This window comes from Litoreibacter sp. GN1-5 (assembly GCF_055693805.1).
Genome location: NZ_JBVFUP010000001.1, coordinates 2191446 through 2218001, shown reverse-complemented (window position 1 = coordinate 2218001; position 26556 = coordinate 2191446). Strand labels below are relative to the sequence as shown.

Annotated in this window: 25 protein-coding genes; 22 read left to right on the top strand and 3 right to left on the bottom strand. The window is 54.2% G+C overall.

Going from position 1 to position 26556, the window contains the following annotated elements:
* The first annotated feature begins 296 nt into the window (after positions 1-296).
* The 15 genes from bchF (at position 297) to ACZ1HF_RS11005 (ending at position 15900) form a co-directional block, all read left to right on the top strand.
* The gene (gene bchF, locus ACZ1HF_RS11075; RefSeq protein ID WP_472657555.1) at positions 297-761 is read left to right on the top strand and encodes a 2-vinyl bacteriochlorophyllide hydratase; all 465 of its coding nucleotides are present in this window, start codon (positions 297-299) and stop codon (positions 759-761) included.
* The gene (locus ACZ1HF_RS11070) at positions 758-2023 is read left to right on the top strand and encodes a ferredoxin:protochlorophyllide reductase (ATP-dependent) subunit N (protein WP_472657554.1); all 1266 of its coding nucleotides are present in this window, start codon (positions 758-760) and stop codon (positions 2021-2023) included. The genes bchF and ACZ1HF_RS11070 overlap by 4 nt, the downstream gene beginning before the upstream one ends.
* Positions 2020-3528 carry a ferredoxin:protochlorophyllide reductase (ATP-dependent) subunit B gene (gene bchB, locus ACZ1HF_RS11065; RefSeq protein ID WP_472657553.1) on the top strand — a complete coding sequence of 503 codons (1509 nt, stop codon included), beginning with the start codon at positions 2020-2022 and terminating at the stop codon, positions 3526-3528. Before ACZ1HF_RS11070 ends, bchB begins: the two co-directional genes overlap by 4 nt.
* A complete protein-coding gene (locus ACZ1HF_RS11060) occupies positions 3518-7069 on the top strand; it encodes a magnesium chelatase subunit H (RefSeq protein ID WP_472657552.1) in 3552 nt (1183 codons plus the stop codon). The genes bchB and ACZ1HF_RS11060 overlap by 11 nt, the downstream gene beginning before the upstream one ends.
* Positions 7070-7097: 28 nt before the next feature.
* Positions 7098-7985: a ferredoxin:protochlorophyllide reductase (ATP-dependent) iron-sulfur ATP-binding protein gene (gene bchL, locus ACZ1HF_RS11055; protein ID WP_472657550.1), complete on the top strand. Its 888-nt coding sequence runs from the start codon at positions 7098-7100 to the stop codon at positions 7983-7985.
* The gene (gene bchM, locus ACZ1HF_RS11050; protein WP_472657549.1) at positions 7986-8660 is read left to right on the top strand and encodes a magnesium protoporphyrin IX methyltransferase; all 675 of its coding nucleotides are present in this window, start codon (positions 7986-7988) and stop codon (positions 8658-8660) included.
* A complete protein-coding gene (locus tag ACZ1HF_RS11045; RefSeq protein WP_472657548.1) occupies positions 8657-10081 on the top strand; it encodes a PucC family protein in 1425 nt (474 codons plus the stop codon). The genes bchM and ACZ1HF_RS11045 overlap by 4 nt, the downstream gene beginning before the upstream one ends.
* Before the next feature lie 18 nt (positions 10082-10099).
* Positions 10100-10867: a photosynthetic reaction center subunit H gene (gene puhA / locus ACZ1HF_RS11040; RefSeq protein WP_472657547.1), complete on the top strand. Its 768-nt coding sequence runs from the start codon at positions 10100-10102 to the stop codon at positions 10865-10867.
* Between the two features lie 78 nt (positions 10868-10945).
* On the top strand, positions 10946-11500 hold the full coding sequence (gene puhB / locus ACZ1HF_RS11035) for a photosynthetic complex putative assembly protein PuhB (RefSeq protein WP_472659035.1): 555 nt from the start codon (positions 10946-10948) through the stop codon (positions 11498-11500).
* A gap of 11 nt (positions 11501-11511) precedes the next feature.
* The gene (puhC, locus tag ACZ1HF_RS11030) at positions 11512-11964 is read left to right on the top strand and encodes a photosynthetic complex assembly protein PuhC (RefSeq protein ID WP_472657546.1); all 453 of its coding nucleotides are present in this window, start codon (positions 11512-11514) and stop codon (positions 11962-11964) included.
* A gap of 18 nt (positions 11965-11982) precedes the next feature.
* On the top strand, positions 11983-12279 hold the full coding sequence (locus ACZ1HF_RS11025) for a hypothetical protein (protein WP_472657545.1): 297 nt from the start codon (positions 11983-11985) through the stop codon (positions 12277-12279).
* Positions 12276-13370 (top strand): magnesium-protoporphyrin IX monomethyl ester (oxidative) cyclase, encoded by a 1095-nt coding sequence (gene acsF / locus ACZ1HF_RS11020; protein WP_472657544.1) that lies wholly within the window; start codon positions 12276-12278, stop codon positions 13368-13370. The genes ACZ1HF_RS11025 and acsF overlap by 4 nt, the downstream gene beginning before the upstream one ends.
* Complete coding sequence (gene puhE, locus ACZ1HF_RS11015; RefSeq protein WP_472657543.1) at positions 13370-14164, top strand: putative photosynthetic complex assembly protein PuhE; 795 nt, start codon at positions 13370-13372, stop codon at positions 14162-14164. The genes acsF and puhE overlap by 1 nt, the downstream gene beginning before the upstream one ends.
* On the top strand, positions 14154-15365 hold the full coding sequence (gene hemA, locus ACZ1HF_RS11010) for a 5-aminolevulinate synthase (protein WP_472657542.1): 1212 nt from the start codon (positions 14154-14156) through the stop codon (positions 15363-15365). Before puhE ends, hemA begins: the two co-directional genes overlap by 11 nt.
* Positions 15366-15447: 82 nt before the next feature.
* Positions 15448-15900 (top strand): c-type cytochrome, encoded by a 453-nt coding sequence (locus tag ACZ1HF_RS11005; RefSeq protein ID WP_472657541.1) that lies wholly within the window; start codon positions 15448-15450, stop codon positions 15898-15900.
* A gap of 45 nt (positions 15901-15945) precedes the next feature.
* Here ACZ1HF_RS11005 and ACZ1HF_RS11000 read toward each other — a convergent pair whose 3' ends face one another.
* The 3 genes from ACZ1HF_RS11000 to ubiE form a co-directional block, all read right to left on the bottom strand.
* Positions 15946-17313 (bottom strand): IS110 family RNA-guided transposase, encoded by a 1368-nt coding sequence (locus tag ACZ1HF_RS11000; RefSeq protein WP_472657540.1) that lies wholly within the window; start codon positions 17311-17313, stop codon positions 15946-15948.
* A gap of 292 nt (positions 17314-17605) precedes the next feature.
* Positions 17606-19138: a 2-polyprenylphenol 6-hydroxylase gene (gene ubiB, locus ACZ1HF_RS10995; protein WP_472657539.1), complete on the bottom strand. Its 1533-nt coding sequence runs from the start codon at positions 19136-19138 to the stop codon at positions 17606-17608.
* Positions 19139-19891 (bottom strand): bifunctional demethylmenaquinone methyltransferase/2-methoxy-6-polyprenyl-1,4-benzoquinol methylase UbiE, encoded by a 753-nt coding sequence (gene ubiE, locus ACZ1HF_RS10990; protein WP_472659034.1) that lies wholly within the window; start codon positions 19889-19891, stop codon positions 19139-19141.
* 186 nt (positions 19892-20077) lie between these two features.
* Between ubiE and mutM the strand changes: the two genes are divergently transcribed.
* The 7 genes from mutM (at position 20078) to recF (ending at position 26540) form a co-directional block, all read left to right on the top strand.
* Positions 20078-20929 (top strand): bifunctional DNA-formamidopyrimidine glycosylase/DNA-(apurinic or apyrimidinic site) lyase, encoded by an 852-nt coding sequence (gene mutM, locus ACZ1HF_RS10985; protein ID WP_472657538.1) that lies wholly within the window; start codon positions 20078-20080, stop codon positions 20927-20929.
* A 62-nt stretch (positions 20930-20991) separates the two neighbouring features.
* Positions 20992-21768, top strand: coding sequence for an enoyl-CoA hydratase (locus ACZ1HF_RS10980; RefSeq protein WP_472657537.1), 777 nt, complete (start codon positions 20992-20994; stop codon positions 21766-21768).
* An 86-nt stretch (positions 21769-21854) separates the two neighbouring features.
* Entirely contained in the window at positions 21855-22121 is a 267-nt protein-coding gene (gene rpsT / locus ACZ1HF_RS10975; RefSeq protein WP_472657536.1) for a 30S ribosomal protein S20, read from the top strand.
* A gap of 203 nt (positions 22122-22324) precedes the next feature.
* Entirely contained in the window at positions 22325-22774 is a 450-nt protein-coding gene (locus ACZ1HF_RS10970; RefSeq protein ID WP_472657535.1) for a rhodanese-like domain-containing protein, read from the top strand.
* A 22-nt stretch (positions 22775-22796) separates the two neighbouring features.
* Positions 22797-24176: a chromosomal replication initiator protein DnaA gene (gene dnaA / locus ACZ1HF_RS10965; RefSeq protein WP_472657534.1), complete on the top strand. Its 1380-nt coding sequence runs from the start codon at positions 22797-22799 to the stop codon at positions 24174-24176.
* A gap of 105 nt (positions 24177-24281) precedes the next feature.
* A complete protein-coding gene (gene dnaN, locus ACZ1HF_RS10960) occupies positions 24282-25400 on the top strand; it encodes a DNA polymerase III subunit beta (protein WP_472657533.1) in 1119 nt (372 codons plus the stop codon).
* Positions 25401-25427: 27 nt separating this feature from the next.
* Positions 25428-26540 carry a DNA replication/repair protein RecF gene (gene recF, locus ACZ1HF_RS10955; protein WP_472657532.1) on the top strand — a complete coding sequence of 371 codons (1113 nt, stop codon included), beginning with the start codon at positions 25428-25430 and terminating at the stop codon, positions 26538-26540.
* The last annotated feature ends 16 nt before the right edge of the window (positions 26541-26556 follow it).

The following is a 26556-nucleotide window of genomic DNA, read 5'->3' as shown; positions in this document are numbered from 1 at the left end:
GACAAATGTTTCAATAACAACATCTGCATTGCCGCCGCGATTAATAATCACGTGTTCGCAACGACACTATGCGCCAAGAGTGTCAACTTGTCAAAAGCGCTGAAATAAAATGTGTAAACTTTGAAGAACACACCTCTAATTCACTCAGGAATTATGCAAGTTATTTCTTATTAGTATGTGTATGAAATCGTGATGTAAGCTTTAATTGTGTAAGTTATAATTGACACATTGGCATTCCGGGAAGTAGCCTTAATCAATACCAACGAGGCTGTCAGGGAATCGGAGAATCTCATTTCATGGGTAAAACAGCTCGCCACCAGCCGCTCTACACGGCAGAACAGCGTGCTAAACGTGATGCAACGCACTGGACAATCGTGCAGGGAATTCTTGCACCGTTGCAGTTTGTAGCCTTTGCAATTTCCCTGTTCCTTGTGGTGCAATATATGGCAACCGGCACTGGGTATGAGGCAGCGACAGCCTCGATCCTGATCAAGACCGCATTCCTATACGCGATCATGATCACTGGCGCGATCTGGGAGAAGATCGTCTTTGGTCAATATCTGTTGGCACCGGCCTTCTTCTGGGAAGATGTGTTCAGTTTCATCGTCATTGCGCTACATACGGCCTATCTTTGGGCGCTGTTCTCTGGATTGTCTCCGACGACGCAAATGATAATCGCGCTTGCGGCCTATGGGACCTATGCAATCAACGCGACGCAATTTCTTTTGAAACTGCGCGCCGCGCGCCTAGAGGCAGCATGAACAAGCAGACCCATATCACGCAAGGTGGGTGTCGCGACGCACCGGTCCTGAAAGAACGCGGCCAGCGCGAGGTTTTTTGTGGTCTGACCGGGATCATATGGCTACACCGCAAGATGCAGGACGCGTTTTTTCTGGTTGTTGGGTCGCGCACATGCGCACATCTTCTGCAATCTGCCGCAGGTGTGATGATTTTCGCCGAGCCGCGTTTTGGCACGGCTATTCTGGAAGAAGCTGACCTGGCAGGTCTTGCTGATGCCCACGACGAGCTGGATCGTGAGGTTGCCCGCCTTCTGGAGCGCCGCCCCGATATCAAGCAGTTGTTCCTTGTCGGGTCTTGCCCGTCCGAGGTTATCAAAATCGATCTGTCGCGTGCGGCAGAACGTCTGACAAAAGTCCATGCGCCCCATGTCCGGGTGCTGAATTATTCCGGTTCCGGCATTGAGACGACGTTTACGCAGGGCGAAGACGCATGTTTGGAGGCGATGGTTCCCGTTCTGCCTGAAACTGACGCGCAGGAGCTTCTGCTGGTGGGCGCGCTGCCCGATGTGGTGGAAGATCAGGCGCTGAAGCTTTTGTCTGACCTTGGTGTTGGGCCTGTGACTGTGCTTCCCGCAGGGCGCGCAGATGCTATGCCGCATGTCGGGCCGAATACAAGATTTGTACTGCTTCAGCCGTTTCTTGGTGATACGGCCGCCGCACTGATCCGTCGCGGCGCGTCCCATATCGCGGCACCATTCCCGTTCGGCGAAGAGGGGACAACCCTCTGGCTGCGCGCCATCGCCAGTGCATTTGGTGTAGATGACGCGACTTTTGATCGCGTCACTGAAGCCCCGCGCGCCCGTGCGCGCAAAGCTGTCGCTGCCCATGCCAAAGACCTTACAGGCAAGTCGATCTTCTTCTTCCCCGATAGCCAGCTAGAGCTGCCCCTTGCCCGCTTCCTGACCCGTGAATGCGGTATGCACGCGCTTGAAGTTGGTGCGCCCTACATTCACAAGGGCCTCGTCGGCCCTGATATGGATATGCTTGACGCAGAGACGCTTTCCGAAGGTCAGGACGTAGACAAGCAGCTAGACCGTTGCCGCGCTGTTCGCCCTGATCTGACGGTTTGCGGTTTGGGCCTTGCCAACCCGCTTGAGGCTGATGGCCTGACGACGAAATGGGCTATTGAGTTGGTCTTCACCCCCGTCCATTTCTACGAACAGGCAGGTGATCTTGCTGGCCTGTTCTCGCGGCCCCTTCGTCGTAAGGCGCTGCTGTCATGAAGCTGACCGTCTGGACATATGAAGGTCCACCTCATGTCGGCGCAATGCGCGTCGCAACCGCGATGAAGGGCCTGCACTACGTCCTGCATGCACCACAAGGTGATACTTACGCCGATCTTTTGTTCACCATGATAGAACGGCGCAATCATCGCCCACCTGTTACCTACACCACATTTCAGGCCCGTGATCTGGGTGCTGATACGGCGCATTTGTTCAAAGATGCGTGCCGTGACGCTTTCACGCGGTTCCAACCGGAGGCGATTATCGTCGGTGCCTCTTGCACGGCTGAGTTGATACAGGACGATCCCGGTGGCCTTGCTGAAACGATGGGCCTGCCGATCCCTGTGATCCCGCTGGAGCTGCCATCCTATCAGCGCAAGGAAAATTTCGGCGCGGATGAGACTTTCTTCCAGATCACGCGCGCCCTTGTGAAACCTGTTGAGAGAACCGCTAGGCTGTCCTGTAACATTCTTGGCCCAACCGCGCTGGGCTTTCGCCACCGCGATGATATAGAAGAGCTGTCCGGACTACTTTTTGAACTTGGTGTGGACGTCAATGTCATCGCCCCGTTCAATGCAACGCCCGCAGATATCGCGCGCCTTGGGGCGGCGCACTTCAATGTCATGCTCTACCCTGAGACATGCGAGACCGCCTGCCGTTGGCTTGAGCGGGAGATGGGCCAACCCTATACCAAGACGGTTCCAATTGGCGTTGGTGCCACGCGTGATTTCATTGCCGAGGTGCAAGCCTTCGGTGCGACAGGCACGCCGGATGACGCGCGATTGCGCCTGCCGTGGTACTCGGCTTCGGTCGATAGCACCTATCTGACCGGCAAACGTGTTTTCCTGTTTGGTGACGCAACGCATGTCAAAGCTGCTGCGCGTATAGCACGCGACGAGATGGGCTTCGAGGTCGTGGGTCTGGGGTGTTATAACCGCGAATTTGCCCGTGATATTCGCGCACTTGCCAAGGAATATGGGGTCGAAGCGCTTATTACCGATGACTACCTTGCGGTTGAGCGCGCTATTGAAACGCTTGCGCCCGAGATGATCCTTGGTACGCAAATGGAGCGCCATATAGGCAAACGCCTTGGTATCCCCTGCGCTGTAATCTCTGCACCCGTGCATGTGCAGGATTTCCCGGCGCGCTATTCGCCACAGGTCGGGTATGAGGGTGCGAATGTCATCTTCGACACATGGGTCCATCCGCTTGTCATGGGGTTGGAAGAGCACCTGTTGCATATGTTCCGTGAAGATTTTGAGTTTCACGATGATGCTGGTGCCTCCCACCATGGCGGCAAGGCCGTTGCGCGTGCCGCTGAACCGGAAAAACCCGTCTCTGACGTTGTCACATGGCTTTCTGAAGCTGAGCGTGAGCTGAAAAAGATCCCGTTTTTTGTCCGCGGAAAGGCCCGCAAAAATACCGAGAAATTCGCGTGCGAACAGGGCGTCACCGAAATCTCTGTCGAAACTCTCTATGAGGCGAAGGCTCACTATGCGCGATAGCAGTGATCATATCGGCTACCGCGTTGTGATTGTGACGCTGGATGCCCATGCTGCCGGGCCTGCCTCGCGGGTCAGTGATCGTCTGTTTGCTGATTTTCCCGGCCTCAGTGTAACAGTTCATGCTGCCGCTGAATGGGGCGAAAACCCCGTAGCGCTTGATGCCGCACGCGATGCTGTGCGCCATGGTGATATTGTCATTGCGAACCTTCTGTTTCTTGAGGAGCACGTAAAAGCTATCCTGCCTGATCTGATGGCGCGTCGGGATCATTGCGATGCAATGATTGGCATGGTCGCTGATGGGGACGTTGTGAAATTGACCCGCATGGGTGATCTGGATATGTCCAAACCGGCTTCCGGCGCGATGGCCTTGTTAAAAAAGCTACGCGGAACGGCTAAACCGTCAGCTGGCTCTGGCGAGAAGCAAATGAAAATGCTGCGCCGCTTGCCGAAGATCCTGAAATTCATCCCTGGTAAGGCGCAGGATCTGCGCGCGTGGTTTCTGACCATGCAGTACTGGCTTGGAGGATCGGACGACAATGTCGAGCATATGATCCGGTTTTTGGTGTCGCGTTATTCACACGAAAAGGCTTGGCACAAAACCGAGGCACTGGCTCCGATCGACTACCCCGATGTTGGCCTTTATCACCCTGACCTGTCAGAACAGATTTGTACCGACCTTTCAGACCTTCCGGGTCCGGCACAACCAGTCGCAACAGTTGGTTTGCTGATGTTGCGTTCCTACATTCTTGCCTCTGACACCGCACATTATGATCAGGTTATCCGCAGTTTCGAGGCGCAGAGTATCCGGGTTATTCCTGCCTTCGCAGGTGGGCTTGATGGCCGCCCTGCCATTGACGCCTATCACAAAGGTCATATCGATGCGCTGGTATCTCTGACCGGGTTCTCGCTGATCGGGGGTCCGGCCTATAACGACAGCGATGCCGCCGTCGAAGTGCTGTCTGATCTTGATGTGCCTTACGTTGCTGCACATCCGCTGGAATTTCAGACACTTGATCAATGGGGCAACAGTTCTGGCGGGCTGGGGCCTGTTGAGACCACAATGCTGATCGCGCTGCCCGAGATCGATGGTGCGACCAATCCCACCATGTTTGCTGGCCGTCACGGGGATAGCGTCTGTACCGGCTGTGACCGTAATTGCCAGAAAACCGACGACCACCGTGCCATGGCCCCCTGTTACGAGCGGATTGACGCGCTGGTCGCCAAGGTCGCGAAGCTTGCACATCTGCGCCGGTCCGACCGGGCCGCGCGCAAGGTTGGCATCGTCCTTTTTGGCTTCCCACCTAATGCTGGTGCCATTGGCACTGCAGCGTATCTCAGCGTGTTTGAGAGCCTGCACAACACGCTGCATCGTTTGCAGGCCGAGGGTTATGACGTTACGCCGCCCAAAACCGTTGATGAGTTGCGCAGTCTGATCCTGAGCGGCAATCAGGCGCAATTCGGAACCGAGGCAAACGTCGCCGATCATGTTTCTGCTGACCAGATCGTGCAGCAAACCCCTTGGCTGAATGAGATTGAACGTGCTTGGGGGCCTGCGCCTGGCAAGGTGCAATCTGATGGCCGCGGCGTGTTCATACTTGGCGCGCAGATTGGCAATGTATTTATCGGGGTTCAGCCGGCTTTTGGCTATGAGGGCGATCCGATGCGTCTTCTGTTTGAGAAAGGGTTTGCCCCGACCCATGCCTTTGCGACCTTTTATCTTTGGCTCAAGACCCAGTTTCGCGCCGATGTTCTGCTGCATTTCGGTATGCACGGCGCGCTGGAATTCATGCCTGGACGTCAGGTTGGTATGGGCGCAAGTGACTGGCCCGACCGGCTGATTGGCGAGATGCCGAATATTTATCTCTATGCGTCCAACAATCCATCCGAGGCGACGCTTGCAAAGCGTCGCTCGAATGCAATTACCGTCACGCATATGACGCCGCCTTTGGCGACATCCGGTCTCTATAAAGGGCTTTTAGAGTTGAAAGACAGCCTGACACGCTGGCGCAGCCTTACCCCGGATGCCGCTGACCGGGCAGAGCTTGAAGTTCTGATTGCGACGCAAGCCGAGGCTGTGGATATGGGCGGGGCTGACCCTAAGACGCTTTGGCTGAAATTGCTCGAAACTGAAGATGCGCTGATCACAGACGGGCTGCATGTTGTTGGGCAAACGCTGAGCAAAGAAGCCCGCGCCGAATATATGCGTATCATGACCGAGACGGACCCGGATACCCGTACAAGCATTGATGCCATCTTGCAGCAGGATCATGAACTGCCCGCGCTTATGCGCGCCTTGGATGGACGCTACATAGCTCCGGTTCCCGGTGGTGATCTCATTCGCAGCCCTGATGTCTTGCCGACCGGGCGCAATATCCATGCATTTGATCCGTTCCGCATGCCAACGGTCTTTGCTATGCAGGATGGTGCAAAACAGGCTTTGGAATTGCTTAAAACGCATAAATCTATGCCTCGCACCGTTGCGTTGGTCCTTTGGGGATCTGACAATATCAAATCTGACGGCGGCCCTATCGCGCAGGCCCTTGCGTTGCTGGGTGCGACACCGCGCTTTGATAGCTTTGGCCGTCTTTCGGGTGCTGATCTTGTTCCACTCGAAAAACTCGGTCGCCCCCGGATCGACGTTATCATGACCCTTTCGGGCATTTTCCGTGATCTTCTGCCATTGCAGACCCGAATGCTTGCCGAAGCCGCTTACAAGGCGGCAATAGCGGACGAACCGTTAGAGCAAAATTTCATCCGCGCCCATGCGCTTGCCTATGCCAAAGAGATGGGCGTTGATATGCAAACCGCTGCTTTGCGTGTTTTCTCGAATGCCGAAGGGGCCTACGGGTCCAATGTTAATCAGCTTGTCGATAGTTCCGCATTCGGCGATGAGGATGAGCTTGCCGACGCCTATCAGGCCCGCAAGAGTTTTGCCTATGGCGTGAATGGCAAACCTGCACCGAATGCGGCGCTTTTGCAAAAAGCACTTAAGGACGTCGACCTTGCCTATCAGAACCTTGAGTCGGTAGAGCTTGGCGTCACAACGGTGGACCACTATTTCGATACGCTTGGTGGCATTTCCCGCGCTGTCAAACGGGCCAAAGGTAAATCCGCGCCCGTTTATATCGGTGATCAGACCCGTGGTGGCAGCAAGGTGCGGACCCTGCAGGAACAGGTCGCGCTTGAAACCCGCAGTCGCGCGCTCAACCCGAAATTCTACGAAGGCATGTTGAAGCATGGTCATGAAGGTGTCCGCGCTATCGAGAGCCATATCACCAATACAATGGGCTGGTCCGCCACAACAGGGGAGGTGGAGCCATGGGTCTATCAGCGCCTGTCTGAAACCTTTGTTCTGGATGAGATGATGCGCAAACGGTTGGCTGATCTGAATCCGCAGGCATCGGTTCGTATGGCGAACCGGCTGATCGAAGCGCATGAGCGCAACTATTGGAGCCCTGATGACGCGACCCTTGATGCGCTTCAGGCCGGAGCTGATGAACTAGAAGACGCAATGGAAGGCGTTGGAATGGCAGCCGAATAAGCTGCGTTACAGATGAAAGGAGGCTCTGATGAGCCCCAAAGACAATATCCCTGATCTGGTCGGTGACGGCGAGGGATCTTTGCAGGTCCATGATGACGCCCGGATCGAGGGCGCGAAGGTCTTCAGTGTCTATGGTAAAGGCGGGATTGGAAAATCGACGACATCGTCCAACCTTTCAGCCGCTTTTTCGATGCTTGGCAAACGTGTCCTTCAGATCGGCTGCGATCCGAAGCATGACAGCACATTTACTCTGACGGGCAGTCTTGTTCCGACCGTTATCGACACGTTGAAAGAGGTAGATTTCCATGCCGAGGAGCTACGCCCGGAAGATTTCGTCCATGAAGGTTTCAACGGTGTGAAATGTGTCGAGGCGGGTGGGCCACCTGCTGGCACAGGATGTGGTGGTTATGTTGTCGGTCAGACCGTGAAACTGCTGAAACAACATCACATGCTGGAAGATACCGATGTCGTTATTTTCGATGTTCTTGGCGATGTGGTTTGTGGTGGTTTTGCCGCGCCGCTACAGCATGCTGACCGGGCGCTGATTGTTACGGCGAATGATTTCGACTCGATCTATGCGATGAACCGGATCATCGCGGCTGTGCAGGCCAAATCCAAAAATTACAAAGTGCGGCTGGCGGGCTGTGTTGCGAACCGGTCCCGCGAGACTGATGAGGTGGATCGTTACTGTAAAACGGTCGGTTTCAACCGCGTGGCTCATATGCCTGATCTCGACGCGATCCGGCGATCGCGTCTGAAGAAAAAGACCCTGTTCGAGATGCCCGATGACGAGGAAATCGTACAGGTCCGCAAGGAATATATCCGCCTTGCCGAGACACTTTGGAACGGCACTGAACCTCTTGCGCCAGCGCCTTTGCCTGACCGCGATATTTTTGAGCTGCTTGGATTTGATTGAATGATAGCAAGCCCCGCATATCTTCGCACACGCGAACGGGTCGAGACCTATTTCGACAGTACCGCAACCAAAACCTGGGAGCGCCTGACCTCTGATGCGCCTGTGTCAGGGATCCGTGCGACCGTGCGGGCAGGACGTGATCAGATGCGGGTGATGATGCTAGATGCGTTACCTGATGATCTGGCGGGTGCACGCGTTCTGGATGCAGGTTGTGGAACAGGGGCAATGGCTGTTGAGTTGGCGAAGCGGGGGGCGCAGGTGGTGGCCATCGATATTTCGCCTTCGCTTATCGAGATTGCGGCAAACCGCTGTCCAGATCACCTTCATGCGAAGATCAATTTTAAAACGGGCGATATGTTTGATCCGGAGCTTGGCGTCTTCGACCACGCGCTGGCGATGGACAGCATGATTTACTACGGCGCCAGTGATATCGGTCCTGCTTTGACCAGTTTTGCGCCTCGACTGGGTGGCGCGATGATTTTCACCCTTGCGCCTCGGACACCGTTGTTGATGGCGATGTGGCGGATCGGGAAACTGTTTCCACGCAAGGATCGCTCACCAGTGATGGTCCCGCATAACTTATGCAGCCTTGGCATTGATGGTTTGCAAGAGGTCGGCACGGTCAATTCTGGGTTTTACCATTCGACCGCCTATCGTTTCGGAGGTGCCCTATGAGCCAGCACCCCCTGACCAAGTTTACGCTGAAAATGTTGCCTTTCGCAGATGCGGCGAGTGCCGATCTGCCGATGCGCCAACTGCTGCGTCTGTCGCTGTTTCAGGTGTCGGTAGGTATGGCGGCGGTTATGCTGCTTGGGACGTTGAACCGGGTGATGATCGTCGAGCTTTCGGTTCCGGCTTTCCTTGTGGCCATCATGATCGCGTTGCCAGTTCTGATTGCGCCGTTCCGGGCGCTGCTTGGGTTCCGATCAGACACCTATCGGTCTGCCATCGGGTGGAAGCGCATTCCGTATCTGTGGTTTGGGACGCTTTGGCAAATGGGTGGCCTTGCCATTATGCCGATGAGCTTGCTGGTGCTTGGTGGCGACAATGTTCATGACGTTCCTTTCGCGGGCGAAGTTCTGGCTGCGCTTGCGTTTCTGATGACTGGCCTTGGTATGCACATGACCCAAACCGCGGGTCTTGCGTTGGCTGCAGATCGCGCCACGGATGAAACGCGCCCCCGTGTTGTTGCGCTGCTTTATGTGATGTTCCTGATCGGAATGGGGCTGTCTGCTGCTATAGTTGGCTATCTTCTGCGCGACTTCGGAAATATCCGTTTGATCCAAGTGGTTCAGGGCACAGCCGTTGTGACCATCGTGCTCAATACGGTGGCGCTTTGGAAGCAGGAGCAGATGAGCCCGATGAGCGCAGAAGACCGCGCAGCTCCACGCCCGAAATTCGCCGATGCGTGGGCCGATTTTGCCGCTGGTGGGCAGGCAGGTCGTCTGATCGCTGTGGTCGCTATCGGAACACTTGGTTTCAACATGCAAGATGTTCTGCTGGAACCATATGGCGGTGAAATCCTAGGCCTGTCGGTCAGTGCGACGACACTTTTGACGGCAATGTGGTCTGTTGGGGCGCTGATTGGTTTCGCGCTTTCCGCAAAATGGCTTTCCATCGGAATGGATCCTTTCCGTATGGCGGGGCGCGGTTTGCTGGCCGGCGTAATCGCCTTTTGCGCAGTTATATTTGCGGGGCCTATGGTTTCGCCTGTTCTGTTTTTCATTGGTGCTACAGTTATTGGCTTTGGCGGTGGCATCTTCTCGGTTGCGACGCTGACTGCCGCCATGACTATGCCAGCCGCTGGTATCGCCGGGCGTGGTCTTGCCCTTGGCGCTTGGGGGGCCGCGCAGGCGACTGCCGCGGGGCTTGGGGTCGCCATCGGCGGGACTGTGCGCGATCTGACCAATGCTGCAGCGCTGCAAGGAGCGCTTGGCGAAGCGATGGCGTCAAATGCCACCGGCTATTCTGTCGTTTACCACATCGAAATCGCGTTGCTTTTCGTAACGCTCATTGCACTTGGTCCGCTGGTGCGGACCGGGCGTCTTACCACACAGGAGAACCGCAAGATCGGGCTTGCGGATTTCCCGACTTAAAGACCTTCGGAGGATAAAATGGTTGACCCATTCTTTGGTAATTTCGATCTCGCATCCCTCAGCCTTTGGCTGTTCTGGGCCTTCTTCGCGCTTTTGATTTACTACCTGCAAACAGAAAATATGCGCGAGGGCTACCCGCTTGAAGATGATGACGGGAAGCCCGCAGCCAATCAGGGACCGTTCCCGGTTCCGTCACCAAAGACATTCAAGTTGCCCCATGGACGGGGCGAGGTCACTGTGCCCGATCTTCAGCCAGAACGTCGCGATGTTGCGCTGAAACGCACGAATGCAGCGAATGGTTTCCCGCTTGAGCCTACCGGTGATCCAATGATTGACGGTGTCGGCCCTGCGTCCTGGGCTCCGCGCCGTGATGTGCCTGAGCTTGATGGGCATGGCCATCCAAAGATCGTTCCAATGGCGGGGCTTGATAGCTTTGCTGTCGCCGCAGGGCGTGACCCCCGTGGCCTGCCTGTCATGGCAGGGGACAATGAAATTGTCGGTGTGATCTCGGATATGTGGGTGGATGAGCCGGAGCAACTGGTGCGCTACCTTGAGGTCGAGCTTGACGCGGCCCACGGTGGCGGCAAACGTCTGATCCCTATGCCTTTGGCCAAGATCAAATCCGACCGCGTGCAGGTGAAGACGATCTTTGGCAAGCATTTCGCAAATGTGCCGCGCACGAAGTCCGGAAACCAGGTGACGCTGCTCGAGGAAGACAAGATCTGCGGATATTATTCCGGCGGTTTGATCTACGCCTCAAAAGAACGTCAGGAGCCTCAGCTTTAAGGATATAGATATGCCCCATGACGATTTTTCCATAGAACCCATAGAAGGCTTGCCAGAGCTTCCCCCGAAGGTGAGAAGATCCTTTGGCAGGGTCGTCCGAACTGGTGGGCTTTGGCCAAAGAGAGCCTGAATATCTACTGGGTTATGGGGTATTTCGCCCTGCTTGCGGCATGGCGGTCTGTCGCATTGTCAGATTTTCTTGATCTTGGCCCGTCGCTTTGGGGTGCAGTGCCGTTTCTGATCCTTGGTCTGATAACCTGTGGGCTGCTTGTTCTGATTGCTGTGACACAGGCGCTGACAACGGTTTACACGATCACCAATAAACGCGTTGCAATGCGCATTGGGGCGGCGCTGACAGTCACGTTGAACCTGCCATATCGTTGGATTGGGTCTGCCGATCTTGACTTGCGGCGCGGTGGAACGGGGTCAATTGCGTTGCATCTGATCGATGACGGCGCGACGAAGCTTAGCTACCTGACCTGCTGGCCCCATGTCCGTCCATGGAAAATGAACCCGGCCCAACCCGCTCTGCGCTGCATTCCTGATGCTGAGCATGTTGCAAACATTCTTGGACAAGCGGTGCAAATGCAGGTCGAGATCGCGCAACCGGGCATTGCCGTTGCCGCAGAATAGGGAAAACAAGAATGAGCCAGCAGGAGTTAATCACGCGCGACAAAGAGATGATCCCCGTAGCATTGCTGCGCGCTATGTTGGTGCTGGTTCTGATTGTTTTGGCCGTAGTATCCTATGCTACCCTAACCGACCGTCCGCTTGAGGCCATGCCACCCGAACTGGCAGTGGCTCAGGAACGTGAGATCATGATCTTCTCTGAAATGTCTGGCGCTGCGGTCGTGAAGGACAAAACAGGCTCTGTTATTGCAGAACTCAGCCCGCAAGAGGGCGGATTTATCTCGGGCGTGGGCCGTGTTCTTGAACGCGAACGTGCCAAGTTGGGCCTGAAGGCCTCCCTGCCTATTCGTTTGATCAAATACGAAAACGGTCGTCTTGCCCTGAGAGACGATTTCACCACGTGGCGCGCCGAACTTCAGGGGTTCGGCCAATCGAACGAAGCCGCGTTCCACAAACTTCTCAACTGATTGCCGGGAGACAATGCAATGGGACTATTTACAAAGGAAACCGAAAAGGCGCCTTGCGAGGTCGAGGTGTCGCACACCTTCGACAGTTTGCATGCACACGTGAAATTTCTCAACGGTGCCGTGATCCATCCGGGTGATGAGGTCTTGGTGCATGGCAAGCCCGTGTTGGCGGGCTATGGCGAGGTCATAATCGAAGAGCGCGAGGCCACGATCACACGTGCGTCGAAACTGGAACAGGTCTGGACCCGCCTCACCGGCGATTTCGAATGTATGGAGCTGGCCGAATTTGCCTTTTCAGAAGGAGCTTTGTCATGAACGCGCATGCTGACCCGAATGCAATGGGCATAATCCCTGAAAACTCTGATGAGGCGACTGCTATCGCCACCGAAACGACGCTGCTGGACCCCCGCTTCTATACCACCGATTTCGACGAGATGGACAAGATCGACGTCACCCCGGTGCGGGCACAATGGGATGAGATGATCACAGCTATGGCAGCAGATCCTAACAAGGGCCATTTCAAGAAGAATGATACGTGGGAAACCCCCGACTGGGAGAATATGGAGCCGCAACTCAAGGCTGAGTTGATCGACTTCCTTGTGTCCTCGCTTACGGCGGAATTTTCAGGCTGTGTGCTTTACAAAGAGATGAAGCGTCGCGGCAATAACCCTGACATCTGTCAATTGTTCCAACTTATGGCGCGGGACGAGGCACGGCATGCGGGCTTTATCAATGACGCGCTGCGCGAAGCCGGGGTTGCAGTCAATCTGGGCTTCCTCACAAAGTCGAAGAAATACACATATTTCCGGCCAAAATTTATCTACTATGCCACTTATCTGTCGGAAAAGATCGGCTATGCCCGCTACATCACGATCTTCCGCCATCTGGAGCAGAACCCGGACCATAAGATACACCCGATTTTCAACTGGTTCCGGGAATGGTGCAATGATGAGTTCAGCCACGGTGAAGCCTTTGCTCTTCTGATGAAAACAGACCCTAAATTGACCCAAACCTGGCAAAACAAGCTTTGGATCAGGTTCTTTCTGGTCGCTGTGTTTTCGGTAATGTGTATCCGTGATCACAACCGCCCCGCGTTTCACAAAGCGCTTGGGATCGATATCGATTGGTATGACCGCGAGGTGCTGCGCAAGACCTCTGACATCTCCAAGCAGATTTTTCCGATCGCAATTGATCTCGATAATCCTCGTTGGGAAAAGAACCTGCTGAAGCTGCGCCAAGCCTCTGAGGCGATGGATGCGGCCCAGCGCAGGGGCGGTCTTATGGGCAATCTGGGGAAAATCCCGGCTGGACTGCGCGCCGCCAAGGCGTTTGCGTCTCTTTATCTGATCCCGGTCAAAACTGACCATGTGATCGCGGAAGACAGCCGCATGGTGCCGAGCTACTGATGCTGGCAAGCCCATGGATAGCAGCCCTTTTGGCCCTGTTTCTCTGGTGGTTTTCGACCGGGGTAATCCTTCTGCTGGTCCGGTATGGAGATCAGCAGGGCCGGGGGCCGGTATCCACATTTTTGACAACACCGCTTCTTTGTATCGGGTTGTATGGTATCTGGGCGACATCGGGCTCTGTGTCAGTTCAAAACATCTATCTTGCTTTTCTGTCCGCGCTGGCTGTTTGGGGTTGGATCGAACTCGCCTTTCTGACGGGTGTGATCACCGGCCCCAATCGAAATATTTGCCCTGAAAACATCCCACAATGGGAGCGTTTTATCCGTGCCTGGGGAACCATTGCTTATCACGAAATGCTGCTTGCGAGCGCGCTTATTGGCATTGCGTTTCTTGCCATACACGCCCCCAACACGTTTGGCTTCTGGACTTTCGCGGTGCTGTTCTTCGCCAGGATTTCAGCCAAGCTGAATTTGTTTCTGGGTGTGCCGAAGATAAATACTGAATTCTTGCCAGGCGCGCTGAGCCATTTGCCTAGCCACTTCCGGTATGCGCGCATGAACTGGCTATTCCCCGTCTCGATCACACTGCTGACATTCGCGGTCGGTTGCTGGTTGGAAAGACTCTATTCCGGGGCAAATCCTGTTGGTTTTGCTCTTCTGGCTGCGCTTACGACCCTTGCCATGCTGGAACATTGGTTGATGGTTTTGCCGCTCCCGGATGAAAAACTTTGGCGCTGGATGTTGCCTGCGCCCAAAAACGACACGTCACGACAGGAAGAAGCTCATGGAATTTGACACGCTATTTGACGCCCAACTAGATACGCTGAAGGAAGAGGGTAATTACCGCATTTTCGCCAATCTTGAACGTAAATGCGGCGCCTTTCCAAAGGCGCGAAACCATTCTGACGGCGCGAATGAAGTGACCGTGTGGTGTTCGAATGACTACCTTGGTATGGGTCAGCATCCCAAAGTTATGCAAGCCATGAAGGACGCAGTGGATAAATGCGGTGCCGGGGCGGGCGGGACGCGCAATATCTCTGGCACCAATCATGCGCATACTGCGCTTGAAGCGGAACTGGCGGATCTGCATGGCAAAGAGACCGCGCTATTGTTCACTTCGGGTTATGTGTCGAATTGGGCGGCGCTCAGCACCCTTGGCGCACGTCTGCCAAACGCTGTGATCTTGTCTGATGAGCTTAACCACGCCTCTATGATCGAAGGCATCCGCCATTCCCGCGCTGATAAAGTCATCTGGAGACATAACGATCCGGATGATCTGGATCGCAAGCTCGCGTCGCTTCCGGCCAATGCAACCAAGATAATCGCATTTGAAAGCGTCTATTCAATGGATGGTGACATCGCGCCTATTCGTGAGATTGTCGAGGTCGCAGAAAAACACAATGCCATGACCTATCTGGACGAGGTCCATGCGGTCGGCCTTTACGGCCCGCGTGGTGGCGGCGTCAGTGAACGCGAAGGGCTGGCCGACCGCATCACCCTGATTGAAGGAACCCTTGGCAAAGCCTATGGCGTCGTTGGTGGCTATATCACCGGGTCGGATAGTCTGTGCGATTTCATTCGGTCTTTTGCGTCCGGGTTTATCTTTACGACTGCATTGCCGCCCGCAGTGGCTGCTGCGGCTAAAACCTCGATTGCGCATCTGAAAACAAGCCAGATCGAGCGTGCGCGGCAGCGCCGCCAAGTCAAGCGTTTGCGCGCCATGTTGGACCGCGAAGGTATCCCGCATCTGGACAATCCCAGCCATATCATCCCTGTGATGATCAAAGATCCGGTCAAATGTCGGATGCTGGCCGATATCTTGATGGCTGATTATGGGATTTACGTGCAACCGATCAATTACCCCACCGTTCCAAAGGGCACAGAGCGGCTGCGTTTTACCCCGTCACCGCTGCATAGTGATGCCGATATTGACCACTTAGTCCGTTCGCTCAGCGCTTTGTGGAAGCAATGTGCGCTTGCCCGCGCGATTGCGTAAAATTGACAGATCACGAAGACGTCAGCGAAATTTGTGAACTTTACCTTATAGATAAGAGTATTAAGTTAGCTGAGATAAAATAATGGAGCGAGATCTTATGAAGTTCACTGCGATTGCCGCCCTTGGCGTAACTTTTCTAGCAGCCCCGGCTTTTGCCGACGGCCATGCAACAGGCGATGCCGAAGCAGGCGAGAACATTTTCAAGAAGTGCAAGTCCTGTCACATGATTGTTGCTGACGATGGCACGGAAATCCGGAAAGGCGGAAAAACAGGACCAAACCTGTACGGTTTATTCGGTCGGGTCGCGGGCACTTATGACGGTTACAAATATGGTCCATCTCTGGCTGCAGCAGGCGAAAAAGGTCTGGAGTGGAACGAAGAAGAATTCGTGAACTATGTTGCTGATCCTAAAAAATATCTGGCCGCATATCTCGAAGACCCGAAAGCTAAATCAAAGATGTCCTACAAGCTGAAAGACGCAGAGGATGCTGCGAATATCTGGGCTTATCTGGTTTCTGTCGGACCGGAAAGCTGAATATAATTTAAACGATCAGAGGCTGCATATTTTGATGCAGCCTTCCTAAGAAACAGCCATGTCTGCCTCTTGTGGCAATTCTTGCAAATCATAGCCGAATGACTTGGCACGGCGCTTGAGATTGCCGAGCACGCGATTGCGGTATCGTTCTTCATAATGGGCTGCACCGGGATCCTGATAGGTCATGCCGTGTCGGAGGGTGTTGTAGAATAGAACGGCGATCTTGCGCGCCGTCGCTGTGACGGCTTTAGCTTTGCCCGCGCGCGCAGCCAATCGCCGGTAAAACGCTCCCAACGCGGTATCGCTTCGTCCAATCGTGACGGCTGCCAATCGCAATAGAGCTGCTGCACGGCTGGATGAGCGCCGTGTTCGGGATGATAACACCTTACCGCCGGATATCTTGTTGCCCGGCGCCAAACACAGCCAAGACGTGAAGTGCTTAGCACTTGGCCATGCGCTCAGATCAGTGCCGCATTCGCCAATCAACTTGAGCGACAGGGACGGCCCCATCCCATGGATTTGGGTCAGATCAATTCCGAGAACCCCAAAAAGCGCGGCTCTGACATCGAACGACGGTGCCCCTGCCTTCTTGGTCTTGCTACGGATTTTGGGCATTTGGCTGGGGTTATGGTCTTGGTCTGCCGCTAGCGTCTCGAGCACCGCCTCAAGATGACGATCACATTCCAGCATCTTGGTCTGATAAAAGTCGTAGAGTTCAAGCGACTGGGTCAGTGCAAAGACATGTTCTGGTCGGTCATTACCATGTAGTGCGGCCTTGATCGTCTCAGTAGAAGCTTTGCAACGCACGTCACGATAGGTGGCCAACAAGTCTAAATCCCGTTCGCCCGCGACAATCGCACGGATGATCCGCATTCCCGTGACGCCAGTAATATCTGACACGACATGATGCAGTTGCAGGTTCATCTCCATCAGCGCTTTCTGCATATGCTGAATGTGGGCAGCCGCATATTCCACCAGCCGCTCCCGCTGGCGCAGATAGGCCCGCAGCGTTGCAATCTCTGCCGTTGGTCGGAAGCTACCACGCAGAAGCCCATACGAATGCAACTGCCGCAGCCAACTGGCATCGCTGACGTCCGTCTTTCGGCCCGGTACATTCTTGGCGTAGCGCGCATTCACCAAGATAACCTCGAAGCCATGCTGCTCGAGTATCTCATATGCTGGGATCCAGTAGACACCCGTAGATTCCATCGCGACGCTGGTCACCCCGTGTGACTTAAACCAATCCGCAAGATCATGCAGGTCATGGGTGAAGGTGCCAAAAGCACGTACTGGCGTGTCCGTCACGTCGGGATTGACGGCCGCCATATGTTCGCGCGAACCGATATCAACAGCCGCAGCACCGACGTTCACAGTCTCAATTGCTGGGGGCTTGCAGTTCTCTTGCTTTGCCATCGTTCATCCTCCTGTTGGCAACAGAAGGGCGTGGGCTATGCAAATCCGTCATCTTCCTAACCGGGATCACTGCAAAACAGCGTCACCACTCTCAAGTTCGCATCAACCCATGGACCACGTTTTTTAACGGGGTTCTGCCCAAGACAGACCACCAATAAGCAAACGGCCGCTGCCCTTCATGGCGCAACTGTAGCATAGCCTGTTTCTATCGCGCACAGGCGGGCTCCAACCCGGAACGGTTTTTTATGTCGCGTGAAACTTGTGCTTTTGCTGAAGTATTGGCCAACAGCTCTTACAGCAAGACAATCGCAAGCATTATGATCGCGCCGATCATCACCCCGCTGACAAAATACCAAATCTTGTTGCTTGGTCTTTGTGACTCGGGATGGTTTTGCTGTTGATTGGACTGCTGCATCAATATGGCTTCTGTCAGCTGAGGTAGTTTCGGCCCAAAACGGGCCAGTACCCGAGCTGTGCCAAGGAAGTCTTTCAAAAGCGCCGGCGGTCCGATATTCTGTTTGATGTAATGTTCTACGACTGGCCGGGCGACCTCCCAGATATTGATCTGTGGGTACATGGTCCGGGCGACCCCTTCGACGACGACCATGGTACGCTGCAGAAGGATAAGATCAGTTCTGGTTTCCATGCCAAAGCGCTCGGTCACTTCGAAAAGGTAACTCAAGACGCGACTCATGGAGATTTGTGTGGCGTCCATACCAAAGATCGGCTCGCCCACAGCGCGAAGGGCTTGCGCGAATTCATCAACGTCTCTGTCTGCTGGCACATAACCTGCTTCAAAATGGACCTTGGCAACTCGGTGATAATCCTTGCGGATGAACCCCATAATGATTTCTGCATAGACGCGGCGGGTGTATTCATCGATCCGACCCATGATCCCGAAATCATAGGCGATGATATCGCCAGACGCGCTGACTTTCAGGTTGCCTTGATGCATGTCCGCATGGAAATAGCCGTCGTTCAGGGCGTGGCGCAAAAACAGCTGTAATACGCGTTCCCCCAAGATGCGCCGATCATGCCCAGCGGCTTCAATTGCTTCAATATTGCCGAAAGGTATGCCTTCAGCCCATTCCATAGTCATCACGCGCTTGGACGAGAAGAAGAAATGGGTATGTGGAACGATGAAGCCTTCATCATTTGCGGTATTGGCAGCATATTCGCCACCGGCTGCACCTTCGAGGCGCAGATCCAGCTCGCCCTGAACAACGCCGTCGAAATGTTTAATCACCTCGGTCGGGCGCAATCTTCGCGAGGCAGGCGATAAAAACTCTATCCAGGAGGCCGCAAGGTAGAACGCATCAATATCTTTACGAAAAGCTTTCTCGATGTTTGGGCGCAGCACTTTGACAGCAACCTCTTCGCCCGTCTTCAAAAGTTTTGCTTTGTGGACTTGTGCAATAGAAGCGGCTGCCACAGGTTCGGAAAAGTCCGAAAATAGTTGATCGGTCGGCTGTTCCAGCTCTGCTTCGACCGTGGCTTTTGCGATTTCGACCGGAAAAGGCGGCAGCTTGTCTTGTAGAACGCGCAATTGATGCGCCAAATCGTCCCCGACAACATCTGGGCGTGTCGAGATCACCTGACCAAATTTGATATATGCCGGCCCCAGCGCCGTGAGAGCCCGTGTGGCAGGCGGCATCGAGGGATCACCTTTTAGCCCCAGCCACTTGAACGGCCACCCCAGGACACGCGCAACGATACGAAGCGATGGCGGTGCCTGAAAGGCATCCAATACAACACCCATGGCGCCGGTCCGCTCCAGCGTTGCGCCTGTTCGGATCAGGCGCCAGATATTATGGGGTCCCCGCACCTAGATTTTCCAGCCGGAATGCAATGCTGCGACGCCAAATGTCATGTTGCGATAATTTACGTTGCCGAACCCGGCTGCGCGGATCATCCCAGCAAACCTGTCCTGATCAGGGAATTTGCGGATCGATTCCACCAGGTATTGATAGCTGTCGCGATCATTGGCGATAACTTGTCCCATGCGGGGAATGACATTGAAGGAATAGAGATCGTAGGCCTTTTGCATCATTGGGTTTGGCAACTGCGAAAATTCCAGCACCATCAAGCGCCCACCAGGGCGCAGGACGCGATAAGCTTCTGACAAAGCTTTTGGGATATCGGTCACATTCCTTATGCCGAAACTAATCGTATAAACATCGAAGGAGTTATCATCGAAAGGAAGTGCCATTGCATCGCCAACGATCCAGTCCAGCTTATCGGACATCGTTTCAGCCTCGGCGCGCTTGCGGCCCTCGATTAGCATAGACTCGGTCATATCCAGAACAATCGCTTCGGCCTGACCAGCACGTTTGAGAAATCGGAACGCAATATCGCCAGTTCCACCCGCAACATCCAGCAAGCGCTGCCTTGGACGCGGGGCAAGCCAGTCCATCATGGCGTCTTTCCAGATACGGTGAACTCCGCCGGACATGACATCATTCATAACGTCGTATTTTGAGGCGACATTTGTGAAAACGCCGTGCACCATCCCGGCTTTCTGGTCTTCGGGAACATCTCGGTAGCCGAAATGCGTGGTCTTCTTGGTTGTGTCGGTCATGGTCTCGCCCAGTTCATGTGTCTCTGTCGATATAGCGGTTTTGATCCAGACACAAAGCGCGATCACGTCGCAGCGCAGAAAAGCCACATGACACAGACTATGATCGGTCTGATATGCGATTGAAAACATCTGTTCTAGTGTGATCAAAACAGTCAATCTCAAACCACATGCACCACAAGAGGTTAAATGCCCGAACTTCCCGAAGTCGAAACTGTACGAAAAGGGCTGCTACCAGCAATGGAAGGCAAGCTGATCAAACGTGCGGATATACGCAGGCCTGACTTGCGATGGCCGTTTCCGGAAGGCATGGCAGACCGCCTGACAGGCGCACGGGTCTTACGACTTGGGCGGCGGTCCAAATATATACTGGCAGACCTCAGCACTGGTGAAACATTGATCATTCACCTTGGCATGTCCGGACGCATGTTGATCAATGGGCTTGGGACTGCGGAATTTCATAACAACCCTGCACTGCCCGGCAAGCATGATCACGTTATTTTGGATATGGAAGATGGCACACGGATTACGTTCAACGACGCACGACGTTTCGGGGCGATGGATTTAGCCCCGACAGATGAGGTTGAAGATCATTGGCTATTGAAAAATCTGGGCCCCGAACCTTTAGGAAACAGGTTTGACGAGGCATATCTTATCGGACGGCTCAAAGGCCGGAATATGCCGATCAAGACCGCGTTGCTGGACCAGCGCATTGTATCAGGTCTTGGTAATATCTATGTATGCGAAGTGTTGCATCGCACCGGAATTTCGCCGAAGCGTAAGGCCGGAAAACTGTCTGAAGCGCGTGTCGCCACACTTGTTCCTGCGATACGCGATGTTCTTGGCGAAGCGATTGAGGCTGGCGGTTCATCCTTGCGCGACTATCGTCAAACAGATGGTGAGTTAGGTTATTTTCAGCATAGTTTCGCCGTATATGACCGTGAAAATGAACGCTGTGCCAAGGAAGGATGCAAAGGCATTGTGACGCGGGTTGTACAATCGGGGCGATCCTCTTTTTATTGCCCGACATGTCAAAGATGATTTGAACCGGCTGTCAAGAATGGTACATCGTGAGTCCTGAACTATCCTAGAGAGGTCCAAGTATGGCTTTCGAGACGCTCATCGTCGAAATAGAAGACCACATTGCCTTGATCAGGCTAAATCGACCGGACGCGTTGAATGCGCTGAACTCTCAATTAATGTCTGAACTTGCAAAGGCGCTTCTGGATGCAGATCGCAATGACAAGGTGCGTTGCATCATTCTGACGGGATCTGAAAAAGCGTTTGCTGCTGGTGCAGACATAAAAGAAATGTCGAAGAAGACGTTTGTGGATGTGTTCGTGAATGACCTTTTCGGCGGTGAGTCCGAGAAAATACTGAATGTACGAAAGCCGATTATTGCGGCTGTGGCAGGCTATGCTTTGGGTGGCGGTTGCGAGCTTGCCATGATGTGTGATTTCATCATTGCGGCAGACACTGCGAAATTCGGTCAGCCCGAGATTAATCTAGGCGTTATGGCAGGGCTTGGTGGCAGTCAGCGGCTGACACGCTTTGTCGGCAAGTCGAAATCCATGGATATGCATCTGACGGGTCGTTTCATGGATGCCGAAGAAGCCGAGCGTTCCGGCCTTGTCAGCCGTGTTGTCCCGGCTGGTAATCTGATTAAAGAGGCCAAGGGTGCCGCCGAGAAGATTGCCGAGAAATCCGCGATTGCGACTCTCGCTGTGAAAGAGGCGGTTGACCGCAGTTATGAGACGACATTGTCCGAAGGCCTGCTGTTTGAGCGACGCCTGTTCCACTCTCTTTTTGCCACAGAAGATCAAACTGAGGGTATGGAAGCGTTCCTTGAGAAGCGCGAACCGCAATTTCGAGACAAATAGGCCGGAAACACCGTTGACTTGATGGTGAGTCGGGCCTAGAAGCGCGGTCTGAGAATTTAAACACCGAAAGATCGGGGTCTTTACGTATGGCAAATTCGCCTCAAGCCAAAAAACGCGCCCGCCAGAATGAGCGGCGCTTTGAAGTCAACAAAGCGCGCCGGTCGCGCATCCGCACATTTCTGCGCAAGGTCGAGGAAGCAATCGCTTCCGGCGATCATGCTGTGGCAAAGGACGCGCTGAAAGTTGCGCAGCCTGAATTGATGCGCGGTGTGACCAAAGGTGTGTTGCATAAGAACACTGCAGCCCGGAAAATGTCCCGGCTTTCTTCGCGGGTCAAATCTTTGAGCGCCTGACCAGAGCGATAGATAAATTTTTAGAAAACGCGTCCTTTTGGGCGCGTTTTTTTTGTCTTCAACACGTTAGAGCCAATCGTTCACATGCCCGTGAGATTCGCAATGCAACTAAGTTTGAGTCAAGTGAGAAGATAAGTTGCGACAGCCCACTTTCACTCGCTAGGAATACATAGCGATTCACTTCGTCTTTAGGGGGACATGGAATGAGCACGGACATAGGTCCGCGCGTTTCGGAGCTGTTGCCAACCGAAACGTGGGACTGTCTGAAGACTTTATCAGACGCCGTGCTGATCGACGTCAGGACAAAACCCGAATGGGATTTTGTAGGGAAACCTGATCTGTCGTCTCTGGGCCAATCGTTGCTTTGCATCGAATGGATCAGATATCCGGATATGTCTGCAAACCTGCGCTTTGCGGAAGATGTGAAGGATGCTTTGGACGGTGCCACTCCGTCTAAACTGTTCTTCATCTGCCGATCCGGAGCCCGGTCCCTGAGCGCTGCTAATGCTGTTGCAGAGGCCTTTCTTTCTGAAGGCAAGTCTGTGGACTGCATAAACGTAGCCGAGGGCTTTGAAGGTGATGTGGACCCGCAAAAACACCGGGGGGGCCTTAACGGATGGAAGGCCCGGGGATTGCCTTGGGAGCAGTCTTGAAGACAACAAAAACGGGTTGGAAATGACGGAAGAGATTTGGGGACAGACACGTGATGCACTTCAAGGAACAATTGGAAGAAACAACTACCTGACATGGATCGAACCACTTCGGTTTGTGTCTTTGCAAGATGGCGTTGCTGCGTTTGATGTCGCAACAAAATTTATGGGTGATTGGGTGCAGCGTAATTTTGGCGACGAGATTATGCGGCAGATGAACAAGCTGGGCGGCGAGGTAGATCGGTTGAGCTTTTCAGTTTGCCGAGAGGCTGCGAAAGATATCGCCGTTAAGCCTTACAGCCCGGCGGTGCAAGCCACAGCTCAGAAGACACAGCATAAGAAAATGCACAAACCTGACGAAATCCTGCCGGGTGCCCCGCTGGACAAACGCTTTACGTTTGATCGTTTCGTTGTTGGTAAACCCAATGAGCTTGCCCATGCCGCTGCGCGCCGCGTGGCTGAGGGGGGTCCGGTCAGCTTCAACCCGCTTTTTCTTTATGGTGGTGTGGGTCTTGGCAAAACGCACCTTATGCATGCCATTGCTTGGGAACTGCAGGAACGGTCTCCGGAATTACGCGTCGTTTACCTAAGCGCTGAGCAATTCATGTACCGCTTTATTCAGGCGTTACGAGATCGTCAGATGATGGATTTCAAGGAACTGTTCCGCTCGGTCGATGTGCTTATGGTGGATGATGTGCAATTCATTGCGGGCAAAGACAGCACGCAGGATGAATTCTTTCACACATTCAATGCGCTGGTTGATCAGAACAAGCAGATCATTATTTCGGCAGACCGTGCGCCGGGCGAAATAGATGGGTTAGAGGAACGTATTCGCAGCCGCCTGCAATGGGGTCTGGTGGTTGATTTACACCCGACAGATTACGAATTACGTTTGGGCATCTTACAGCAGAAGGTGGAACAATACCAAAGCCAGCAGCCGGACCTTGATATTTCGCAGGGCGTGCTTGAGTTTTTGGCGCAGCGTATATCTAACAATGTTCGTGTGCTTGAAGGTGCGTTGACGCGGCTCTTTGCATTTGCATCGCTGGTCGGACGAAAAATCACGCTGGATATGGCACAGGAAAGCCTTGCGGATATCCTACGCGCTTCGGACCGGAAGGTTACGATGGATGAGATTATGCGCAAGACCTGCGACTATTACAGCGTCCGCATGTCGGATCTGATGTCCCCAAAACGCAGCCGCAATATTGCCCGGCCACGACAAATGGCGATGTATCTTGCAAAGCAATTGACATCACGGTCGTATCCGGAAATTGGCAGGCGTTTTGGCGGTCGGGATCATACCACGGTCATCCATGCTGTGCGTAAAATCGAAGAATTGAAATCGCAGGATAGCCAGATTTCTGAGGATGCGGAACTTTTGCGCAGGATGCTTGAGGCCTGAGCCCTTGACGCCCGTGTCCGAACAGCGGACATTCCAAAAAAACCATTGCATTGCGGGGCAGGACGGTTACGTTCTCTGCCCCGGTTGTCTGAAAGGTACGAGGCTATGAAGATCAGTGTCGAGCGCAGTGTTTTATTAAAAGCGGTCGGTCAGGCCCAATCTGTCGTTGAGCGGCGCAATACGATCCCGATCCTGTCGAATGTACTGATCGAAGCAGAAGGTGATACGGTCAGTTTTCGGGCCACTGATCTGGATATTGAAGTCGTCGACAAAGCCCCAGCTAAGGTGGAACGCGCCGGGGCCACGACGGTGTCTGCCACGACACTGCACGAAATCGTGCGCAAGTTACCGGACGGGGCGTTGGTATCACTAAGCGATGATGGCACGTCCGGTCGCCTGACGGTCGAGGCGGGACGGTCCAATTTCTCATTAGCGACCTTGCCGAAAGAAGATTTTCCGGTGATGGCATCGTCCGAGTATAGCTCTAATTTTTCGGCACCCGCGCCAGTGTTGCGCCGGCTGTTTGACAAGTCAAAATTCGCAATATCGACTGAGGAGACCCGCTATTATCTGAACGGGGTCTATATGCACGTGGCGGATGCTGATGGTGGTAAAGTGCTGCGGTGCGTGGCCACAGATGGCCACCGGCTTGCCCGGATCGATGCTGAACTGCCCGCAAGTGCCTCAGAGATGCCCGGTGTGATCGTGCCGCGCAAGACAGTTGCTGAACTGCGCAAGCTGCTTGACGATGATGAGATGCAGATTGCTGTGTCGGTCTCTGAGACAAAAGTAAGATTTGCGACGCCTGATATTACACTGACCTCGAAGGTCATCGACGGAACTTTCCCGGATTACACGCGTGTGATCCCACAGGGTAATACCCGCAAGCTGGAAGTTGACGCGGCTGAATTCGCGCAGGCCGTAGACCGGGTTGCCACTGTCAGCTCTGAACGGTCCCGCGCTGTAAAGCTTGCCTTGGATGAGGATCGTCTGGTCTTGTCAGTTAACGCGCCTGACAGCGGTGCCGCGGAAGAAGAGTTGGCGGTTGCCTACGGGGATGAGCGGTTAGAGATTGGATTTAATGCCAAATATCTGCTGGAAATTGCTGGGCAGGTAGATCGTGAAAACGCGGTTTTCATGTTCAATTCGGCGGGTGATCCGACAATGATGCGCGAAGGCAATGATCATTCGGCAATCTACGTCGTCATGCCGATGCGCGTGTGACGCATTGTATGATCTGAAGGACAGCAGATGTCTGGCCTGTCCCTGCTTGAGCTGTCCCTATCCCACTTTCGGTCCCATCGATCTGCGAAGCTGACATTGGACGGGCGCCCCGTTGCGATTTTCGGGGCGAACGGGGCGGGGAAGACAAATATACTTGAAGCAATTTCTATGCTTTCGCCCGGTCGTGGATTGCGTCGGGCGACAGTGAATGAAATTGCCCGCAAGCCCGAAGCATTGGGATGGAAGGTCTCTGGCGTATTGCGATCGCTTGACCAAATTCATGAGGTCGAAACCCGCGCAGAACCGGGTGAGAACAGAGTGGTTCTGATTGATGACAAATCGGCACGTCAGATAGCACTTGGCCGGATTGCCCGGATCGTCTGGCTTATCCCGGCTATGGACAGGCTATGGCTGGAAGGGGCAGAGGGGCGACGACGGTTTCTCGACAGGATTACGTTGAGTTTTGAGCCGAAACACGCGGACGCCTCTGTCACCTATGAAAAAGCTATGCGCGAACGTAACCGCCTTCTGAAGGATCAGGTGCGTGACGCAATGTGGTATGGCGCGCTTGAGGCCCAGATGGCCGAAGCCGGGGTTGCAATTATCAAGAACCGCACCAAGGCGCTGGAACGTCTGCAGCTTGCCATGAACGGGGCTCAGACGTCATTTCCAACGGCTGAGTTGTCGATTGAGAGCCCGGATGATGTCGTGGCTACGATTGGCAAGGATGATCTGACCGAGATATTCGCGGCGTCTCGGCCACGGGATCTGGTCGCAGGGCGTAGTCTGGTTGGACCACATCGGGTGGATTTGAAGGCAATCTACGCGGCCAAGGCCATAGAAGCAAAACAATGCTCGACCGGAGAGCAGAAAGCGCTTTTGCTATCGCTTATTCTGGCGAATGCCCGCGCTCTCTCCGAAGATTTCGGAGCACCCCCCATCATGCTGTTGGACGAGGTTGCAGCGCATTTGGATGCAGACCGTCGCGCGGCTTTGTATGATGAGATCTGCGCTTTGGGCGCGCAGGCCTGGATGACCGGGACAGGTCAGGAGCTGTTTGAAGATTTGTCTGATCGCGCGCAGGCATTTGAAGTGGCCGAATCCAGTGGCGTGTCCTCGGTACAGGCGTGCGAGCTTTGAGACCGATGTCAAATAT

Excerpts from the sequence above, each read along its gene's own strand:
- bchF (WP_472657555.1), top strand. The coding sequence starts at position 297 with ATGGGTAAAACAGCTCGCCACCAGCCGCTCTACACGGCAGAACAGCGT.
- ACZ1HF_RS11070 (WP_472657554.1), top strand. The coding sequence starts at position 758 with ATGAACAAGCAGACCCATATCACGCAAGGTGGGTGTCGCGACGCACCG.
- bchB (WP_472657553.1), top strand. The coding sequence starts at position 2,020 with ATGAAGCTGACCGTCTGGACATATGAAGGTCCACCTCATGTCGGCGCA.
- ACZ1HF_RS11060 (WP_472657552.1), top strand. The coding sequence starts at position 3,518 with ATGCGCGATAGCAGTGATCATATCGGCTACCGCGTTGTGATTGTGACG.
- bchL (WP_472657550.1), top strand. The coding sequence starts at position 7,098 with ATGAGCCCCAAAGACAATATCCCTGATCTGGTCGGTGACGGCGAGGGA.
- bchM (WP_472657549.1), top strand. The coding sequence starts at position 7,986 with ATGATAGCAAGCCCCGCATATCTTCGCACACGCGAACGGGTCGAGACC.
- ACZ1HF_RS11045 (WP_472657548.1), top strand. The coding sequence starts at position 8,657 with ATGAGCCAGCACCCCCTGACCAAGTTTACGCTGAAAATGTTGCCTTTC.
- puhA (WP_472657547.1), top strand. The coding sequence starts at position 10,100 with ATGGTTGACCCATTCTTTGGTAATTTCGATCTCGCATCCCTCAGCCTT.
- puhC (WP_472657546.1), top strand. The coding sequence starts at position 11,512 with ATGAGCCAGCAGGAGTTAATCACGCGCGACAAAGAGATGATCCCCGTA.
- ACZ1HF_RS11025 (WP_472657545.1), top strand. The coding sequence starts at position 11,983 with ATGGGACTATTTACAAAGGAAACCGAAAAGGCGCCTTGCGAGGTCGAG.
- acsF (WP_472657544.1), top strand. The coding sequence starts at position 12,276 with ATGAACGCGCATGCTGACCCGAATGCAATGGGCATAATCCCTGAAAAC.
- puhE (WP_472657543.1), top strand. The coding sequence starts at position 13,370 with ATGCTGGCAAGCCCATGGATAGCAGCCCTTTTGGCCCTGTTTCTCTGG.
- hemA (WP_472657542.1), top strand. The coding sequence starts at position 14,154 with ATGGAATTTGACACGCTATTTGACGCCCAACTAGATACGCTGAAGGAA.
- ACZ1HF_RS11005 (WP_472657541.1), top strand. The coding sequence starts at position 15,448 with ATGGAGCGAGATCTTATGAAGTTCACTGCGATTGCCGCCCTTGGCGTA.
- ACZ1HF_RS11000 (WP_472657540.1), bottom strand. The coding sequence starts at position 17,313 with ATGGCAAAGCAAGAGAACTGCAAGCCCCCAGCAATTGAGACTGTGAAC.
- ubiE (WP_472659034.1), bottom strand. The coding sequence starts at position 19,891 with ATGACCGACACAACCAAGAAGACCACGCATTTCGGCTACCGAGATGTT.
- mutM (WP_472657538.1), top strand. The coding sequence starts at position 20,078 with ATGCCCGAACTTCCCGAAGTCGAAACTGTACGAAAAGGGCTGCTACCA.
- ACZ1HF_RS10980 (WP_472657537.1), top strand. The coding sequence starts at position 20,992 with ATGGCTTTCGAGACGCTCATCGTCGAAATAGAAGACCACATTGCCTTG.
- rpsT (WP_472657536.1), top strand. The coding sequence starts at position 21,855 with ATGGCAAATTCGCCTCAAGCCAAAAAACGCGCCCGCCAGAATGAGCGG.
- ACZ1HF_RS10970 (WP_472657535.1), top strand. The coding sequence starts at position 22,325 with ATGAGCACGGACATAGGTCCGCGCGTTTCGGAGCTGTTGCCAACCGAA.
- dnaA (WP_472657534.1), top strand. The coding sequence starts at position 22,797 with ATGACGGAAGAGATTTGGGGACAGACACGTGATGCACTTCAAGGAACA.
- dnaN (WP_472657533.1), top strand. The coding sequence starts at position 24,282 with ATGAAGATCAGTGTCGAGCGCAGTGTTTTATTAAAAGCGGTCGGTCAG.
- recF (WP_472657532.1), top strand. The coding sequence starts at position 25,428 with ATGTCTGGCCTGTCCCTGCTTGAGCTGTCCCTATCCCACTTTCGGTCC.